Raw genomic sequence first — 16,919 nt, 5'->3', positions numbered from 1 at the left:
CCCATCCCGCCCCCCGACGTCGCGCGAACCGGCCCCCGACGACTGCTGCGGTCGTCTCCGGCGCCGTCGGATTCTGCCCTTCCGGCGTGCCCCGGGCAACACGATGAAGGTGCCATGATCGAATCGCAGGCGAATTGTCGAAGCGTGAAAGGACCGCGAGCGCGTCATGGGGGCATTGCTGCCGACACTGCAGGCCGAGCACCTGCGCGAAGGGCTGACCGACTATCTCGCCACGACGTTCGCGCTGACCGATCCGGATGCTCAGGGCGCCCTGACCGACTTCATCGGCGATCCCGACAACGGCATGTTCAAAGGCCCCTACGTGCGGCTGCGTCTTCCGTTCGCACCGGCCGGTGGCAACTGGGGCATGCACCTCGACTGGTGGCCGACCGGATTCACCCCTTACGGGCATCAGGCCCGCGCGTTCGAACGGTTGTCGACCAAGTTCCAGGATCGCCCACAGCCGACGATGGTCACCACGGGCACCGGCTCCGGCAAGACCGAGGCATTCCTCGTCCCGATCCTCGACCATGTGCTGCGCGCCAAGAAGGCCGGCATCACCGGGATGAAGGCGCTGATCTTGTATCCGATGAACGCGCTCGCCAACGACCAGGCCGAGCGCCTCGCCCGGCTCATCACCACGAACTCCGAACTCGGCGGTGTCACCGCCGGCCTCTACACCGGGGAGCACTCGACAAGCGGACGCACCCGTGTGTCGGAAGATGGGCTGATCACCGACCGCGCCCTGATGCGCGATGCGCCGCCCGACATTCTGCTCACCAACTACAAGATGCTCGACCAATTGCTGCTGCGGCCGGCCGATGCGCCGCTGTGGGAGCTGTCCGCCGACTCCCTGCAGTATCTGGTCCTCGACGAGTTCCACACCTACGACGGCGCCCAAGGCACCGATGTCGCAATGCTGCTGCGGCGTCTCGGGCTGGCCGTCAAGAGCTACTGGACGGCCTCGTCGAAGGTCACCGATTCCGACCGTGCCCGCCCCCTCGGCAAGCTCACCCCCGTCGCGACGTCCGCGACGCTCGGATCCAAGACCGATCCCACCGCCATGCTCGGCTTCGCGCACACCGTGTTCGGCGAGAGATTCGACGAGACCGCGGTGATCGGTGAGACCCGTGTCGGCGTCGAGCAGTGGCTCGCCGACCGGCGCACCGACCGGCTCTACCGGCCGATCGACCCGGTGATCGTCGACGCCGTCGACCGGATCCACGCCGCGGCCGCGGCCGACCACTCCGGACGGGACGCGAACGTCGTCCTCGCGCGCGCCGTGCTTGCCGAGTTGTTCGAGCGGACGGACGACATCGCGACCGACCGGTCCCTCACCGAGGCGGATCTCAAGGTCGTCAGTGCTCCCTCGGAGGTGCTCGACCTGCTCAAAGGGCACCCGCTCGTGGCTGCCGTCCTCACCCACGCGACCGACGCCACCTCCCTCGCCGACCTCGCCGCGCGAGTGTTCCCCGCTGCACCGCTCGAGCGGGACGCACGCCGGACGACCGCGCTGCAACAGAGATTCCTCGATCACCTGCTGGCGCTGCTGTCCCACGTGCGGGCCGAGGTCGGCCGCGCCGCACTCGACGTGCACGTGCATCTGTGGATCCGCGAACTGAGCCGGATCGACCGCGCGGTGAGCCCCACCACCTGCTATGCGTGGTCCGACGACGGCGACACCGAGGGCGATCACGAGCTGTATCTGCCGGCGATCTTCTGCCGGCACTGCGGCCGCTCGGGGTGGGGCGCCCGGCTGGGCCCCACCGGCAATGCCCTCGACGTGACCGACGACGCGATCCGCGCCGACCACGCCGCCGGCCTCGCCCGCTTCCGTGCGCTGATCTCCGCACCCACCGAGGCACAGCTCGATCGGGACGTCGAGGGTCTGCGCTGGTTCCACATCGAGCAGCGCGACATCCTCGCGGTCGCCCCCGATCCCGACAGCGACGAGATGCTCGAGGGCCGGGTGCTGCCGATCCTGACGCTCACCGGCCCCGACTCGGACGAGAAGTCGACCAAGGACGTGTGCCCGGCCTGCGGCGCCGACGACGGCATCCGCTTCCTGGGCAGCGCCGTCGCCACCCAACTGTCGGTGACCCTGTCGAACCTCTTCGGGGACAGGAACCTCGACGCCGGCGAGAAGAAGGCGCTGATGTTCACCGACAGCGTGCAGGACGCCGCCCACCGGGCGGGGTTCGTCCAGGCGCGTTCGCACAGCCTGAGTCTGCGCTCGGCCCTGCGTGGCGCTGTCGCGGCGGGACCGCTCGACCTGACCGAGCTGTGCCAGGCGGTCGTCTCCCGAGCCGGCGACGATCCCGTGCGCCGGTACCAGTTGCTGGCCCCCGATGTCGTCGACCGCGACGAGTTCAGCCCGTTCTGGAAGCCCGGTGCCCATCACAGCTCCCGCCGGGCGGCCGAACGAAAGGCCAAGCGCCGCCTGCAGTTCGACATCGACCTCGAGTTCGGTCTGCAGTCCCGCACGGGCCGCACCCTCGAGCTCACCGGCAGCGTCGTCGCCGAGGTCTACCTCGGTCCCCCCGGACGCGCCGCCACCCTGGGCCGGCTTGCCGCCGCGCAGACCGAGCACCTGCAGTTGAGGCTCACCGACAGTTTCGGCGCACCGGCGCAGTCCGCGATGTTCGACGACCCACGGGGAGGGGACCAGCTCAGCTTCGCCGACGACCCCGACCTGCCGGCGGTCGACAGCCGGGCACTCCCCCGGTGGGTGCGCGGCACGGTCGAACGGATCCGCACCCAGGGCGGCATCCACCACGAGTGGCTGCGGCGCTACCTCGAGAAGAACGCCAACCGCTACCACGTCTGGGGTGGCCGGCCGCGCGGCGAGGGCATGCCCGCCTTCCCGAAAGGCCGATCCGCGCCTGCGTTTCCCGCGTCGGGCTCCGGATCCCGGTCGCTGCCGGAGGGGTTCGACACCGTCACGTCGCCGTCGTCCTGGTACGCGCGGTGGGCGTCGCGCTGCCTGGACGTCTCACCCTACGACGGGGCGTTTCTCACCAAGGCGCTGTTCGCGGTGTTGACCGAACAGCGGGTGCTCGAGACCGTCACCACGGAAACCGGAACCACGGTCTACGGGCTGCAGCCCACCACCGTGCAGGTCTCCGCCCCGAACCTCGAGGACCTCGAGGCGCGGCGGCATCTGCTGGTGTGCGAGGTGTGCCAGACGCCGGTCCCGGGCAGCGCCACCGTCGTCGGAGAGATGGAGGGCGCGCCGTGCCTGCTGGTGCGGTGCCCCGGCACGCTGCGCCGCGCGCCACGCCACGAGAACTTCTACCGTCGCCTGTACGACTCGTCGGAGATGAAACGCGTGGTGGCGCGCGAGCACACGTCGCTGCTGCCGACCGAGACCCGGCTGAAGTACGAGACGGCCTTCAAGACCGCCGGCACCGATCCGCAGGCACCGAACGTGCTGGTGGCGACCCCGACCCTGGAGATGGGCATCGACATCGGCGATCTGTCGACCGTCATGCTCGGCTCCCTCCCCCGTTCGGTGGCGTCGTACCTGCAGCGGGTCGGCCGCGCCGGACGCCTCACCGGCAACTCGCTGGTCCTCGCCTATGTGCGCGGTCGCGGCGAGCACCTACCCAAGCTGTTCGATCCGCTGTCTGTTATCCAGGGTGACGTGCGACCCCCGGCGACCTTCCTCAATGCCGAGGAGATCCTGCAGCGACAGTACGTCGCGCACATCGTGGACCGGTTCGCCCGCGATCCGGAGCGCACCGCGCCGAGGGACGCGCGCGCCGCGCTCGCCGGCTTCGACGACGGCACCTGGATGGCGGACCTCATCGCCTACGCCGATGCCCACGCCACCGCCCTGAGCAGCGCATTCCTGGACCAGTTCGGCGGGCTGCTCAGCAAGGACGCCGAGGCGGCGCTCACCGGGTGGGTCTCCCCGGGTGAGGACGAGCAGCCGAGCGGGCTCGCCCGACACCTGCGCGACACCGTGCATCGGTGGAACCGTGATCTCGCGGAACTCACATCCCGGCGCAGCGCCGTCGAGGATCGGATTCCCGAGTTGGAGCAGAAGGCGTCGTCCCCGGCGGCCACCGACGACGACCGGCGGGCGCTGCGCACCGCTCACGGTTCCCGGAAACTCCTCGGCGCACAGATCCGTTCGATCACGGACTCGTACTGGATTTCGGTCCTCGAGGCCTACGGGGTGCTGCCCAACTACACCCTGCTCGACGACTCGGTGACCCTCGACGTCGGTGTGTCGTGGATCGATCCCGACAGCTCCGCCTACATGGGCGAGTCGATGAGCTATCAGCGTGGCTCGCGCGTCGCCCTCACCGAACTCGCGCCCGGCGCCACCTTCTACGCGCAGGGCCTGGCGGTGAAGATCGACGCCGTCGACCTGGGCACCGGAGAGTCGAACGTTCAGACGTGGCAGGTGTGCCCCCAGTGCGGCTGGGTGGCCGTCACTCCGGCGGGTGCCCAGCCGAAGCCGGTCTCGACCTGCCTTCGCTGCCACAACGCGGCCATCGCCGACGTCAGTCAGCTACTGCACGTCGTCGAGATGCAGCGTGTGTCGGCGGAGGTCCGCCGGGACGAGGCCACCATCAACGACAGCCGCGACGACCGGCACCGGGAACAGTTCACCGTCGCGGTCGCCGCGGACGTCGACCCCGCCCATGTCGGCCGGGCGTGGTTCGCGCAGGGACGGGATTTCGGGGTGGAGTACCTGCGACGCCTCGACATTCGCTGGCTCAACCTCGGCAAACGCGCCTCGCAGGGCCGCAAGCGGGTCGTCGCGGGCCAGGAATCGGCCACCGGGCTCTTCCGGGTCTGCGCGTCGTGCGGTCAGCTCGACACCGCTGCGGGGCACAACAACGCCCACGAGCACCGCACGTGGTGCCGGCTGCGCACTGCCGATGCCGAGGACGTGCGGGAGATCGCCCTCGCCCGCACCCTGCGCACCCAGGGCGTCCTGCTGCATCTGCCGCCGGCCCTCGAGTACGACAACTTCGCCCACCCCAGCCTCAGCGCCGCGATCCTGCTCGGATTGCGGCAGGTGATCGGGGGTTCGCCCGAGCACCTCGACGTCGCCACCATCAGTGACGCCCTGCACGCCCCGGACCGTCGGGCCCTGCTGATCCACGACACCGTGCCCGGCGGCACCGGCTACCTCGCCGAGTTCGCCGACCCGGGCAAAGTGTGGGAGATGCTCGCCGCGGCCCGCAAGGTGGTGCGCGAATGCCCGTGCCGCGAGGAGGAGCGGCTGGCCTGCCACCGCTGTCTGCTGCCGTTCGCGCCGCCGCACGAGCTGGACAAGGTCTCCCGCACGACCGCGCTGAAGATTCTCAACGACATCCTCGACGCCGGCGCGCACTCCGAGCCCGACCTCGACGACTGGACGGCCGCGATCGTCGAGGACGCCCCGCCGCCCCCTCCGGGCAGCGACGAGTCGTTTCTCGAGAAGGACTTCTACACCGCGTTCGTCGGACGGCTGCGCGGGATGGGCGCGGCGGTGGTGGAGAAGCCGGGGACGTACGGCCCGTCCGCGACGATCACCCTGCCGGGCAAGAAGGTCCGCCGGTGGTCGGTGCTCCCCCAGGTGCTGGTGAACAACGTCAAGCCCGACTTCGTCGTCCAAACCACGGACAGTGCGATTCCACCGATCGCCGTCTTCGCCGACGGCCGCGCCTTCCACGCCTCACCGGAGTGCAACCGGGTGGCCGACGACGCCCGCAAACGCGAGGGTCTCCGCGAATCCGGGTACCTGGTGTGGTCGTTCGGGCACGAGGACCTCCAACGGTTCAAGAACGGCGACGAGCAGAACCCACCCTGGTTCGACGAGTCCGCGTCGCGGGTGGTGACCACCAACTTCCACGTCCGGCCCGGACTGCTGAAGTTGCTCGTCAAGGACCCGGTGACGCAGCTGCTCGAGTTCATGGTCGAACCCGATGTCGACGGGTGGGAGGCGTTCAGCCGGGCCATGCCGTACCTGTTCGTCCGCCGCGACAATCGGGCCAAGTCCGTCGCCGAGACCGTGCTCGAATCCGCGCTGGCGGCGCTCGACGGCTCCCCGCCGTTCGCCCGCGCCGGCTCGGACGTCTGCTGGAGCCTGGTCGACGGACCCCTCGTGGTGACCGCGGCGGTGACGTCGCCTGCGGACCGGTCCGCCACCGCCGTCCTCGCCGTCGACGACCGGGACGAAGCACTCGACAGCCCGGACGGGCGTGCCTGGAAGGAGTGGTTGCGTCTGTCGAACTGGCTCGGAATCGCGGGGCGCCATCGGATCACCACCCGCACGTTGCTCGCGGAGGCGGCGACCGCACCGGCGGGTCCGATCGCCCCGAAGGCCGAGCAGCCGCTGGCTCCGCAATGGCAGGCGGTGCTCGACGACACCGTCTCCGATGCCGAGCGGACGCTGGTGCAGGCGCTCGCCACCGAGCCGAACCTGCCCGTTCCCCGACTCGGTTACGAGACCGACGACGGCGACGTGCTCGACTTCGCATGGGAGAGTGCGCGCGTCGGAGTGGTTCTGGATGTAACCGAAACCGAGGCACATACGATGGCCGACAGGGGGTGGACATTGTGCCCGCCCGACGTGACGGAGATTGTCGCGGCGTTGAGGAAGAACGGGGTGCTGTAGGTGGCGAATCTGGTCATCGCGTCGAACAACAAGGCGATGCGCAAGCTCGACCGGTCCGTCAAGAACAAGGTGATGGACTTCTTCGAGAAGCTCAGCGCCGACGACACCGCCCCGGGCCTGCACATCGAGCCGCTCAGGGCCGCCGTCGATCCGCGGGTCCGCACCGGGCGGGTGGACCTGCACTACCGGGCCATCCTGTTCAAGGTCGAGGATCGGTTCGGTGATCCCACCTACATCTACATGGGCACCTGGCCGCACGACGAAGCCAACAGCCTTGCGGAACGTTCGACCCTGCGCGTCAACCCGATCAACGGTGCGCTCGAAGGCATCATCGGCGAGCTCGACGGCAGCGGCGACCGCACCAAGCGCGTCGTCGTGCGCGATCCGAGCGGTGAGCTCGACCGCACATTGAAGGCGTCCCCGGCCGAGGCCCAGCCCTTCCTCGTCGGCCTGGGCTTCACGCTCGAGGACCTCACCGGCAAGCTCGGTATCGACCCCGCGATCGCGGAACTTGCCATGGCAGCCCCCGACGATCAGGCGATCCTGCAGGTGGCCGAAAAGGCGCTCGAGTGGGAGGGCAGCGCCCTGCTCGAGCTGGCCACCGGGATCAGCATCGACGACATCCGCGCCCGACACGGATTCAGCGACACCCCCGTCGACACCAGCAAGGACGAGGACGCGCAGATCCTCGAAGCGCTGGAACGCCCGGCCTCGAAGATGCAGTTCGCCTACATCGAAGACAACGACGAACTGCGCCGCGTCATCGAGAGCGGGGATTTCGGTGCCTGGCGCACCTTCCTGCACCCCGAACAGCGCGAATACGTGGAGAAGGACTTCAGCGGTTCGTTCCGGCTGTCCGGTGGCGCCGGCACCGGCAAGACCGTCGTCGCGATCCACCGGGCGCGGCACCTCGCCCGGCAGAATCCCGGCGCCCGCATCGTCCTGACGACCTTCAACAAGACTCTCGCACTCGGTCTCGAAGCCGACCTGCGTTCGCTCGACCCGACGGCACCGCTCACCTCGAAACCCGGGGAGCCGGGCATCTACGTCCGCGGCATCGACGCGCTGGCCAAGGCGGTGCTGGACCAGGCCGAGGATCCCGGCCCGGCGTGCGAAGCGGTGCTCGGCGCCGCCTACCAGTTCGGCCACGCCCGTACCCGCACCGACGCTGTGTGGCGCGAGGTGATCGGTACGGTCGACAGCGGACTCGACGCGAAGCTGGCCACCCCGAACTTCCTGGACAACGAGTACGTCGCGGTCGTCCTCGCCCACAAGGTCACCACGCTCGAGCAGTACGCGAAGGTGGCACGGCCGGGACGTGGAGTGCGGTTGAGCCGTCCCCAGCGCATCGCCGTGTGGAAACTGATCGAGGCGTATCGGCGGCACAGCCGGATGGACGGCACGCTGAGCTTCGCGGAGGTCCTCGCGGTCGCGGCCGAACACCTGCGTTTGCGGAACGAGTCCGGTTCGGGGCCGCTCGTCGACCATGTCGTCGTGGACGAGGCGCAGGACCTGCATGCCACGCACTGGGCGCTGCTGCGTGCCCTGGTCGCCGAGGGGCCGAACGATCTGTTCATCGCCGAGGACTCGCACCAGCGGATCTACGGTCAGCCCGTCGTGCTCGGCCGGCTCGGCATCAAGATCGTCGGTCGGTCCCGGCGCCTGACCCTGAACTACCGCACCACCGCCCAGAATCTGCACTTCGCCGTCGGCATCCTCTCCGGCGCCGAGTACAAGGACCTCGAGCAGGGCGAGGAGTCCACCGCCGAGTACCGGTCGGCCCGCAGCGGCCCGAACCCGCGACTGGTCGAGTGCCGGGATCAGGCCGACGAGCTCGACAAGGTGACCGCCGAGGTGCGCCGGTGGATCGAAACGGACAGGGTCGCACCGGAGGCTGTCGCCGTCCTCACCCGCAGCATCGACGACCGCAGCCGGTTCGTGCGGGCCCTCGGCGAGCGTGGGATCGAGGCTCGCGCCCTCGACGACAACCCGCCCTCACCCGGTCACGTGCAAGTGCTGACCATGCATCGGGCGAAGGGCATGGAGTTCTCGCGCGTGGTTCTCGCCGGCGTCGACGAGGCGCACGTTCCGTCGATCGCGGCGCTGCGGGCCGTTCCGGACGAGGAGAAGGACCAGGCGATGCTGCAGGAGCGGTCGCTGCTGTACGTCGCGGCGAGCCGGGCGCGCGACGAGCTGGTGGTGACGTGGAGCGGTAGACGCACGTCGCTGATTCCGGCTGCGACGGGATCCTAGAGCGGCAAGGCGTCGATCGCCGACGTGCCGACCGCGAGGACGCGGTACTGCCGCATGCGCTCCGCTACTCGATCGCCGATTTCGCGACGGATCGGTCGGAAGCCCACGTGGAGTGCGCCATCCGGAAACCGAGCCTCCTTGCCAGATCGGGGTATTTCTTCTTGATCTTGGTGTAGGCCGGCTTCATCGAGACCGACCGGACGAGTTGGGTGATGAGGAGCAGTTCGAACGCAGCCGCCTCGAACCAATCCACATCGCGGGTGTAGCCGACGATCGCTTTGGCACCGGTCTTCTTACAGAAGGACTTCAGGTGCTCGCCGGGAGCCGCGAGCACCTTACACGCCGCGAAGTACAAGACCTTCCCAACGCACCGACCGGCCAAGAGCTCGGCAAGTTGGTCGAGGCTCATCTCGTCCTGCCCGAGAAGAATCGTCTCGCAACTACCGTGGAAGCCGAAGTAGCACAGGTCGTATCCGGCCGTGCCGTTCCCCTTGCCGAGCCACTTGTCCAGGTAGTACTCGAGTTCGGCGCGGGTGGCCACGTCACGGTGTGCGACCCGGACGATGCTGTTGAACTCGAGCAGACGCAACGCCGGTTCGATGCTCAGCCGGGCGCCGATCGACGGGGTCCACTCGCCCTCGAGACACAACACACCAGGAGGCGGCTTCTTGGCTGTCATCCGCGCATCATGACTGAACTCGTGTCGCCTCTGCCGTAGATCTCGATCCACGGCGGTCTTTCCATCCCCGGAGCCGACGGCCCGGAAACGGACCGGCAGCTCTATCCCGGGAGGTGGCGCCCGACCCGGGACACGTCAGTCCCGGGCAGACCCGGACTCGACCGAACCGGTGGCTACGCCCGCCAACCACAATGCGATGCACTCCGGCGAGAAGCGATCCCACTTGCACATGAAGGCGCGATCAGGAGGCGGCAGGACGCCATCTGCGGCAGCGGTACCCGCCGAACCGATTCCGAATGCGGCAGTCACCGCGGTGACGACGAGGAGCTTGCGCAGCATGAGACACCCTTCCCGAAATGCACGAATTACCCGATCTGCTACTTCGGATATCGAAGCGCCACCGTTACCGGCCACTACGCGCATACGGCGAGCGAAGGCAATGTCGAGGTGCCGTGACTGTCGCGCCCCGTCTCACCACCAGCTCGCCTTTCGGTACTGCGACAACGCCTCAGGGCATTGATCCTCGAATCCGCCAGTGCCGCCACCTCGTCGACCGCGAGCGTTGTGTCACAGGGACTTCCGCAACGTTCAGCCTCGCCGGACCCCGTAACGCCGGACCGGCCCTTCCCGATCATGAAACGAGCCGGATCGGTACCGAGCGAAGGAGACCCTGCAGTGATCGGACGAATTCTGACAGTCACGGTCGCGGCCGTGGCCGCCACCATGGCGATCGCGCCTGCGGTCGCCCTCGCTCAGGACGGCGCTCCGCGCTACGACGCGACCGAATTCTTCGTCACCCCGTTCGATCCCGGGGCGTTCGGCGAGAACGCGCACAAGGCACTGACTCTCAGCCCGTACGGCACCGGACACCGGATCGAATGCCAGTCCTTCCACGGGCAGACCGCCAACTGCATCCAGCACATCCCGGGCGGGCAGACGAACCCGCTGATCCGGCTCAGTCCCCTTCCTGCCCCCGGCCAGAGCATCCGCCAGGTATGGGCGTACAACCCCATCGCTACCGGCAGCGCCGGCTGACCCAGGACGCGCGGCGAAGTGACGATGCGCCAACACGCCCATCCGGTCTCGAGCACACCTCGAGCCGCCTCGACGCCGTACCCGCTTGTTCCGGCCTCCGGATACCCGCCGCCAAGACAGGACCGCACCATGCTGACACGATCTCCGCTGCGCACGTCGCTGCGCCGCCTTGCCACCGTCACCGCGACCGTCGCCGCCGCGACCGGGCTGACGGTGCTCACCGCCCCGACCGCGTCCGCGTCGACGTTCACCCGCACCGTCGGCGTGCACGACATTCCGGGCATCTTCATCGGAAACACCGGCTCGGTCGGCAATATCACTCCCTTCATCAACGCGGCGGTATACATGCGCACCGATCCGAGTACTCCGCCGCTGCACGGGTGGACCATGGACTTCGACTACTGCCCGTGCACGGTGCACTGGCGCAACGAGACGACCGGCGTCACTGGCACCGCCGACCCCTTCACCGACCTGCTGCCGGCACAGACCGGAGCGGGCACCATCACGGCCACGGTCACCATCGACGGAGCAAGCATCACCGTGCAGTCGGGCACCGCGACCTGGCACGCCGCGTGAACGAGCCGTGACCCCAGGGCCGGACAGCCCACGCACAGTTCCGATTCCACACACGGCGGATGTGACCGAGGGGGATGCTCCCGCCGGCGAGCGTGCCCCTTGACCTTCACACTGTGACAAGCGCTCGAATGGTCTGCGAAGGAGGTGCTTCCCATGAACACAGCCAGCTACGGCGAGCCGGATGCTCGCCTCGTCGATGCCCTCACCGGTGACGATCCGGCGACTCGTCTGCGGGCGGCGCTCGAGGCCGGCACCGTCGCCGACGAGCGGCTCACGACCATCCTCGTCGACCGGTGCGGCGTCGAACCGGACTTCTTCGTCCGCGACATGTTGACGTGGGCACTGTGCCGGCTCCCGGCCGACGTCACCGTGCCGAGACTCCTCGAGGAACTCGACTCCGGCACCGCGCAGGCCCGCAGCCAGGCCCTGCACACGCTGTCCAAGATCGGCGACCGGAAGGCCTGGCCTGCGGTGTCGACGATGCTGCACGACGGAGACGACGACGTCGCCCGCAGCGCATGGCGGGCCGCTGTCGCGCTCGTGCCGGCCGGCAGCGAGGGCCGGCTCGCCGCGGCTCTGGGGATCGCACTCGGACGAGGCGACCACGACCTGCAGCTCAGCCTCAGCCGTGCACTGGCGATGCTCGACGAGGCGGCCGTGCCGGTCCTGGAAGCTGCCACCGCGAGCTCCGACCCCGGCATCCGGGCGCATGCGGAAGCCACCGAACGGCTCCGCCTCGATCCCGACAGCGGGTTCACGCTGTCGCTGGAGCTGGCGAAACGGGTCGCCGCCACCGCACCGGACCGAGCCGGCAGGTGATGGGATGTTGATCGGTGAGGTCTCGCGGCGTTCCGGCGTGAGCACTCGCATGCTGCGCCACTACGACGGCCTGGGTCTGGTGACGCCGACGGGCCGCACGTCCGGCGGCTACCGCGAGTACACCACCGACGACATCCGCCGCCTCTTCCATGTGGAGAGTCTCAGGAGTCTGGGCTTGTCACTGCACGAAACCAAGCGCGCGCTGGACGAACTCGACTTCGCGCCGGCCGAGTTGGTGCACGACCTGATCCGGCACACCCGGGCGCGGATCGCCGCCGAGACGGAACTGCTCGCGCGACTCGAGCGGGTCGATTCGGCCGCGCCGGAGGCGTGGGAGGACGTCCTGCGCATCGTCACACTGCTGCACGCGTTCGACTCCGAGTCGGGGTCCCACCGTCAGCAGGCCGTCCTGTCGCAGCACGAGAACGCCGCGCTGCCCGTCGAAGCCCTGGCCGAGGCAGTGCTCGCAGAGGACGACCCGAACGTCGCCGGGGCGCTGCGCTGGTCGTTGGCGAGGGCCGGGGCTGCCGGGCTGGCTGAGTTGGCCGCCGGGCTGGACTCGGCAGACGCCGACGTCCGGCGGCGGGCGATCGTCGCTGTCGCGGAGATGCACCTCCCGGACGCGACCGCACTGCTGAAGAAGGCACTCGACGACAGCGACACCACCGTGCGCGACCGTGCCGCCGTGGCCCTCGGCTCCCGGGGCGCCGGGGAGGCCGTGCCGATCCTGCTGGAGATGGTCGTCGAGGGCCGGGCCGACGTCGAAGCCGCCGAGGTTCTGGGCATACTGGCCGCCGCATCGGCGTCCACGGTCGACGTCGTCCGAGCCGTGCAGGAGGTGCTCGACGGCACGCTCGACGCAGCCGCACGCTTGCGCGTCACGCAGGCGCTCGCCGAGATTCCCGGACCTGCGGCGCGGGACGTCCTCGTCGCACTGACCGGCCACCAGGACCGGGTGATCGCAACGACCGCGTCCGTGATCCTGGACAGGCGCGCGTCACCGTGAACGATGCGGGCGAGCGGTGACCGCCGGGGTGTTGCTCGATCGCTCTGTACCGGTAGGTGTCCTGATCGGCGACCCGTTCCCGGTCGAGGGTGACGGTGGCCCCGGCGGTCGGTGCTCGGTCGGCGTCCAGGAAAGCCCATGCCACCCGCGCTCGTCGAACGCCGCGAAGCGACGGCCCCCTACGAGTCGTGCCTCGACTCCCACAACCCGATCACGTTTCCCTCGGTGTCGGAGAAGTACGCCGCGAATCCCATGTCGCCGACGGGCATTCGGGCGGAGATCGTCTTCCCGCCGAGCGATTCGATCTTCTGCAGCGCGGCGTCGATGTCCTCGACGTCGACGGTCACGACGGGACTTCTCAGTTCGTCGCGCCGGAACATGCCGCCGTTGATGTACCCGGGTTCGGTGGAGGAGCCGGTCTCGTCGACGGGCCCCGTGGTGACGAGGGTGTAGTCCATGCCGGGAACGTCCGAGAGCGACCAGCCGAACGCGTCGCGGTAGAAGGACCGGGCGCGGTCACCGTCGTCGTAGGGCAGCTCGAAGTGCACGATACGTCCTGCCATGGCGTTCGCCTCCTGTGCGACCGGACGGCTTTCAGCGTAGTCCCCGCGAACGGGTGTACCCGCCCGATCGTGGCCGATCCGCGCTAAGCCGCAGCTAAGCGCCACCGGGTTTGCTCGACGGTGACGATACGGGCGAGCGAGGAAGAACGATGGACGAGAGCACGTTGGCCACGCATTTTCGGGCGGTGCTGCAGTTGACGCGGACGCAGGTCGAGGTACTGGAGGCGCGTCGTCGACGCACCTGCGACCCGGTGGAGCTCGGTGGGCTTCGCCACCGACTGGAGTACGCGCTCGGCTACCGGGACGCCCTGGAACAGGCCCTCCGGGAGGGCGGCGCGCCGCCCGAGCGCGCGTCGGTGCGGGCTGCGCGCCTGAGTCGCTGCGTGGAGCAGATCGCGACGTCCGGCGACCGGCGCCAGGTGGCGATCCTGGAACGGGTACTGCACGAGCAGCTGGTGGACCGCACCCGCGCCCTCGCCCGGCTCACCGCGGCCGGCGACCATCGCTCGGTGCACTACTGGGCACGGCGCTACCTGGCGCACTGCCGGAGCCTGGGCGACCCGCACCCGGCCGGGGTCGACGAGCGGTGGTCCGTCAGGTCACGGTGACGGTCATGCTCCGCTCGTCCGCCGACATGTGCTCGGCCCGCTGCAGCTGCAGCGACACCGGCCAGGTCCCGGCCCGCTTGGCGCGCAGGTAGAGGATGCGCTCGCTGCCGGCTCCGGGCAGCGGATTCCGGGACGGCACGAATCGCACGTCGCTGAGCAGCAGCCCCTTGCCGATGTGGGTCGGGCACCAGGTGTAGTCGCGGGAGGTGTTCTCCGGCAGGTGCAGTTCGATGGTGTCGCCCACGGCGACCTGCAGGTCCCGGGGTCCGGTGGTCACGTGCCTCATTGGACCAGCGTACGGCGGTTTTGTGATCTATGTCACTATCGAGAGCGATTCGGGGGACTCGTTCGTCGGAACACGTGTCGTGGGTCCGCGAGGCGGGTATCCGGAACACCGGCATGGGAATCGACCAGGAAGTGGGAAGGCATATGGCCGCATCGGTGTCAGACGAGTTCGAGATCGAGGCGACGCCCGAGCAGGTGATGCGCGCATTGACCGACATCGAGCGCATCCCGGAATGGTCGTCCTCTCACAAGGACGTGCAGGTCGAATCCCGACACGACGACGGCCGGCCCCGCGTCGTGCGCATGACGCTCGCCCTGTTCGGCATCTCGGACACACAGGTGATCGAGCACGAGTGGACCGAGGAGTCCACCTCGTGGACGCTGCTCGAGAGCGAGATGCAGCACTCCCAGGACGGCGAGTATCTCCTGACGCGCACCGAGCGCGGGACGTGCGTGCGGGTGACGATGTCCACCGACCCGAAGATCCCGGTGCCGGGCTTCATGCTCAGGCAGGGACAGAAGCACGCGATCAAGACCATCCGCAAGGGCCTGACCGAGTTCGTCCTGCGGCACTACGCCTGACCCGGCACAGGCCCCGGCACGCCGAGCCGCCGGCGCGTCGTGCGCGCCGGCGGCTCGTCGCTTCCCGGGATCAGCTCAGGTGGTGGACCTCCTGAAGCCCGTACACCGGCGTCGGGATCCCCTCGTGCCGGGCTTTGAGCTGCAGCGCCAGGTACAGCGAGTAGTGCCGCGACTGGTGCAGGTTGCCACCGTGGAACCACAGCCCTTCCTGCCGGGTGGGCTTCCACATGTTGCGCTGCTCACCCTCCCACGGGCCGGGGTCCTTGGTGGTGTCCGAGCCCAGGCCCCAGCACTTGCCGACCTTGTCGGCGACGTCCTGGCCGATCAGATCCGCCGCCCAGCCGTTCATCGAGCCGTAGCCGGTCGCGTAGACCACCAGGTCGGCCTCGAGCTCGGTGCCGTCCTCGAGGATCACGCTGTTCTCGGTGAGCTCGCGGACGCCGCCGTGGGCCAGCTTGATCTCGCCGTCGGCGACGAGTTCGGCGGCGCCGACGTCGATGTAGTAGCCGGACCCGCGGCGCAGGTACTTCATGAACAGCCCGGAGCCGTCGTCACCGAAGTCGAGCATGAACCCGGCCTTCTCGAGCCGGGCGTAGAAGTCGGCGTCGCGCTCACGGATCGCGTTGTAGACCGGGATCTGGAACTCGTGCATGATCCGGTACGGCAGGGACGCGAACGTCAGGTCGGCCTTGGCCGTCGTCATCCCCGCGGCCAGGGCCCGCTCGGAGTACAGATCGCCGAGGCCGAGGTCCATCAGTGAGTCGGACTTGACGATGTGCGTCGACGAGCGCTGCACCATCGTCACGTCGGCGCCGACCTCCCACAGCGCGGCGCAGATGTCGTGCGCCGAGTTGTTCGCGCCGATCACCACGGCCTTCTTGCCCGCATACGCGTCCGGTCCGGGGTGGTGACTGGAGTGGTGCTGGTCGCCGCGGAACCTGTCCATGCCGGGGAAGGTCGGGATGTTGGGCTTGCCGGACATGCCGGTGGCGAGTACCAGTTGCTTCGGCCTCAGCACGAGGGGTTCGCCGTCGCGGACCACGTTCACGGTCCACTCGCCGGTCGTCTCGTCGTAGGACGCCGAGGTGCACGTGGTCTTGGACCAGTAGGGCACCTCCATGACCTTGGTGTACATCTCGAGCCAGTCACCGATCTTGTCCTTGGGCGCGAACACCGGCCAGTTCTCGGGGAACGGCATGTACGGCAGGTGGTCGTACCAGACGGGATCGTGCAGGCACAGCGACTTGTAGCGGCCGCGCCACTGGTCGCCGGGCCGGTCGTGCTTGTCGAGCACGAGCGCGGGCACGCCCAGCTGGCGCAGACGGGCGCCGAGAGCGATGCCGCCCTGGCCGCCGCCGACGATCACGACGTACGGCTGGGTGGTGTAACCGAGTTCGCGCTCCTCGGCCTCGCGCTTCTCGGACCAGGTGACGCGGTTGCGGTCGGCGCCGTGCTGCACACCCTTGGGCCGGCGGACACCCTTGCTCTCCTCGTGCCCCTTCAGCTCCTGCATCGTGGTCAGCAGGGTCCAGGCACCCTCGTCCTTCAGCCGCAGGTGCCCGACGCCGCGGCCGACCGCGGTCTCGAAGGCGATCCAGGCGCTGACGACCCCGCCGTCCTCGGTGGGCGGCTCGGTGGTGCGGAACCCGCTCGGGTCGGTGTCGTGCAGCCGCGCGTGGAGCATGTCGGCGACGCCTTCCCGGCCCTCGACGGTCTTGAGGTTCCAGGTGAAGGCGACCAGGTCGCGCCAGAAGCTGTCGGTGGCGAACATGCCCGCGGCGGCCTCGACGTCCCGCGCGGCCAGCGCGGCCTCGAAGTCGGCCAGCCAGGCGTCGACCCGTTCCTGCGGTCCGGCGAGCGCGGCGTCGGGTGGGGTCAGTGTGTCGGTCATTGCGTG

Annotated in this window: 13 protein-coding genes; 8 read left to right on the top strand and 5 right to left on the bottom strand. The window is 69.1% G+C overall.

The window, feature by feature from the left end:
• Positions 1–166 precede the first annotated feature (166 nt).
• Positions 167–6,616 (top strand): DEAD/DEAH box helicase, encoded by a 6,450-nt coding sequence (locus tag F1734_RS13175; RefSeq protein WP_203010662.1) that lies wholly within the window; start codon positions 167–169, stop codon positions 6,614–6,616.
• Positions 6,617–8,869, top strand: coding sequence for a 3'-5' exonuclease (locus tag F1734_RS13170; RefSeq protein WP_203010661.1), 2,253 nt, complete (start codon positions 6,617–6,619; stop codon positions 8,867–8,869).
• Between the two features lie 64 nt (positions 8,870–8,933).
• Here the strand turns inward: F1734_RS13170 and F1734_RS13165 are convergent, their stop codons facing one another.
• Positions 8,934–9,548, bottom strand: a complete 615-nt coding sequence (locus F1734_RS13165; RefSeq protein WP_140188572.1) for a DUF6642 family protein — start codon at positions 9,546–9,548, stop codon at positions 8,934–8,936.
• A gap of 135 nt (positions 9,549–9,683) precedes the next feature.
• On the bottom strand, positions 9,684–9,887 hold the full coding sequence (locus tag F1734_RS13160; RefSeq protein WP_124258438.1) for a hypothetical protein: 204 nt from the start codon (positions 9,885–9,887) through the stop codon (positions 9,684–9,686).
• 336 nt (positions 9,888–10,223) lie between these two features.
• On the opposite strand from F1734_RS13160, the gene F1734_RS13155 reads away from it, so the two are divergent.
• The 4 genes from F1734_RS13155 to F1734_RS13140 all read left to right on the top strand — a co-directional run bounded on the left by F1734_RS13155 (position 10,224) and on the right by F1734_RS13140 (position 12,984).
• A complete protein-coding gene (locus F1734_RS13155; RefSeq protein WP_203010660.1) occupies positions 10,224–10,583 on the top strand; it encodes a hypothetical protein in 360 nt (119 codons plus the stop codon).
• A gap of 129 nt (positions 10,584–10,712) precedes the next feature.
• Positions 10,713–11,159 (top strand): hypothetical protein, encoded by a 447-nt coding sequence (locus F1734_RS13150; protein ID WP_010595197.1) that lies wholly within the window; start codon positions 10,713–10,715, stop codon positions 11,157–11,159.
• Positions 11,160–11,312: 153 nt separating this feature from the next.
• Complete coding sequence (locus F1734_RS13145) at positions 11,313–11,978, top strand: HEAT repeat domain-containing protein (protein ID WP_010595198.1); 666 nt, start codon at positions 11,313–11,315, stop codon at positions 11,976–11,978.
• 4 nt (positions 11,979–11,982) lie between these two features.
• The gene (locus F1734_RS13140; protein WP_203010659.1) at positions 11,983–12,984 is read left to right on the top strand and encodes a MerR family transcriptional regulator; all 1,002 of its coding nucleotides are present in this window, start codon (positions 11,983–11,985) and stop codon (positions 12,982–12,984) included.
• A gap of 179 nt (positions 12,985–13,163) precedes the next feature.
• Here F1734_RS13140 and F1734_RS13135 read toward each other — a convergent pair whose 3' ends face one another.
• Positions 13,164–13,547: a VOC family protein gene (locus F1734_RS13135; RefSeq protein ID WP_017681686.1), complete on the bottom strand. Its 384-nt coding sequence runs from the start codon at positions 13,545–13,547 to the stop codon at positions 13,164–13,166.
• A 149-nt stretch (positions 13,548–13,696) separates the two neighbouring features.
• Between F1734_RS13135 and F1734_RS13130 the strand changes: the two genes are divergently transcribed.
• Positions 13,697–14,155, top strand: coding sequence for a hypothetical protein (locus F1734_RS13130; RefSeq protein WP_017681687.1), 459 nt, complete (start codon positions 13,697–13,699; stop codon positions 14,153–14,155).
• On the opposite strand, the gene F1734_RS13125 is transcribed toward F1734_RS13130, so the two are convergent.
• A complete protein-coding gene (locus tag F1734_RS13125; protein ID WP_017681688.1) occupies positions 14,142–14,441 on the bottom strand; it encodes a protease inhibitor I42 family protein in 300 nt (99 codons plus the stop codon). The genes F1734_RS13130 and F1734_RS13125 overlap by 14 nt on opposite strands.
• A 143-nt stretch (positions 14,442–14,584) precedes the next feature.
• Here F1734_RS13125 and F1734_RS13120 point away from each other — a divergent pair, with 143 nt between their 5' ends.
• A complete protein-coding gene (locus F1734_RS13120) occupies positions 14,585–15,022 on the top strand; it encodes an SRPBCC family protein (RefSeq protein WP_017681689.1) in 438 nt (145 codons plus the stop codon).
• Between the two features lie 70 nt (positions 15,023–15,092).
• Here the strand turns inward: F1734_RS13120 and F1734_RS13115 are convergent, their stop codons facing one another.
• Positions 15,093–16,913 (bottom strand): NAD(P)/FAD-dependent oxidoreductase, encoded by a 1,821-nt coding sequence (locus F1734_RS13115; RefSeq protein WP_017681690.1) that lies wholly within the window; start codon positions 16,911–16,913, stop codon positions 15,093–15,095.
• Positions 16,914–16,919 lie beyond the last annotated feature (6 nt).

This window comes from Rhodococcus ruber (genome assembly GCF_016804345.1).
Taxonomy (GTDB): Bacteria; Actinomycetota; Actinomycetes; order Mycobacteriales; family Mycobacteriaceae; genus Rhodococcus; species Rhodococcus ruber.
The sequence above is the reverse complement of the archived record's forward strand: the minus strand, read 5'-3'. Positions and strand labels throughout refer to the sequence as shown.

What these genes read in the sequence shown, in the direction of transcription:
- F1734_RS13175 (WP_203010662.1), top strand. Translation starts at nt 167, where the DNA reads ATGGGGGCATTGCTGCCGACACTGCAGGCCGAGCACCTGCGCGAAGGG.
- F1734_RS13165 (WP_140188572.1), bottom strand. Translation starts at nt 9,548, where the DNA reads ATGACAGCCAAGAAGCCGCCTCCTGGTGTGTTGTGTCTCGAGGGCGAG.
- F1734_RS13160 (WP_124258438.1), bottom strand. Translation starts at nt 9,887, where the DNA reads ATGCTGCGCAAGCTCCTCGTCGTCACCGCGGTGACTGCCGCATTCGGA.
- F1734_RS13150 (WP_010595197.1), top strand. Translation starts at nt 10,713, where the DNA reads ATGCTGACACGATCTCCGCTGCGCACGTCGCTGCGCCGCCTTGCCACC.
- F1734_RS13145 (WP_010595198.1), top strand. Translation starts at nt 11,313, where the DNA reads ATGAACACAGCCAGCTACGGCGAGCCGGATGCTCGCCTCGTCGATGCC.
- F1734_RS13140 (WP_203010659.1), top strand. Translation starts at nt 11,983, where the DNA reads ATGTTGATCGGTGAGGTCTCGCGGCGTTCCGGCGTGAGCACTCGCATG.
- F1734_RS13135 (WP_017681686.1), bottom strand. Translation starts at nt 13,547, where the DNA reads ATGGCAGGACGTATCGTGCACTTCGAGCTGCCCTACGACGACGGTGAC.
- F1734_RS13130 (WP_017681687.1), top strand. Translation starts at nt 13,697, where the DNA reads ATGGACGAGAGCACGTTGGCCACGCATTTTCGGGCGGTGCTGCAGTTG.
- F1734_RS13125 (WP_017681688.1), bottom strand. Translation starts at nt 14,441, where the DNA reads ATGAGGCACGTGACCACCGGACCCCGGGACCTGCAGGTCGCCGTGGGC.
- F1734_RS13120 (WP_017681689.1), top strand. Translation starts at nt 14,585, where the DNA reads ATGGCCGCATCGGTGTCAGACGAGTTCGAGATCGAGGCGACGCCCGAG.
- F1734_RS13115 (WP_017681690.1), bottom strand. Translation starts at nt 16,913, where the DNA reads ATGACCGACACACTGACCCCACCCGACGCCGCGCTCGCCGGACCGCAG.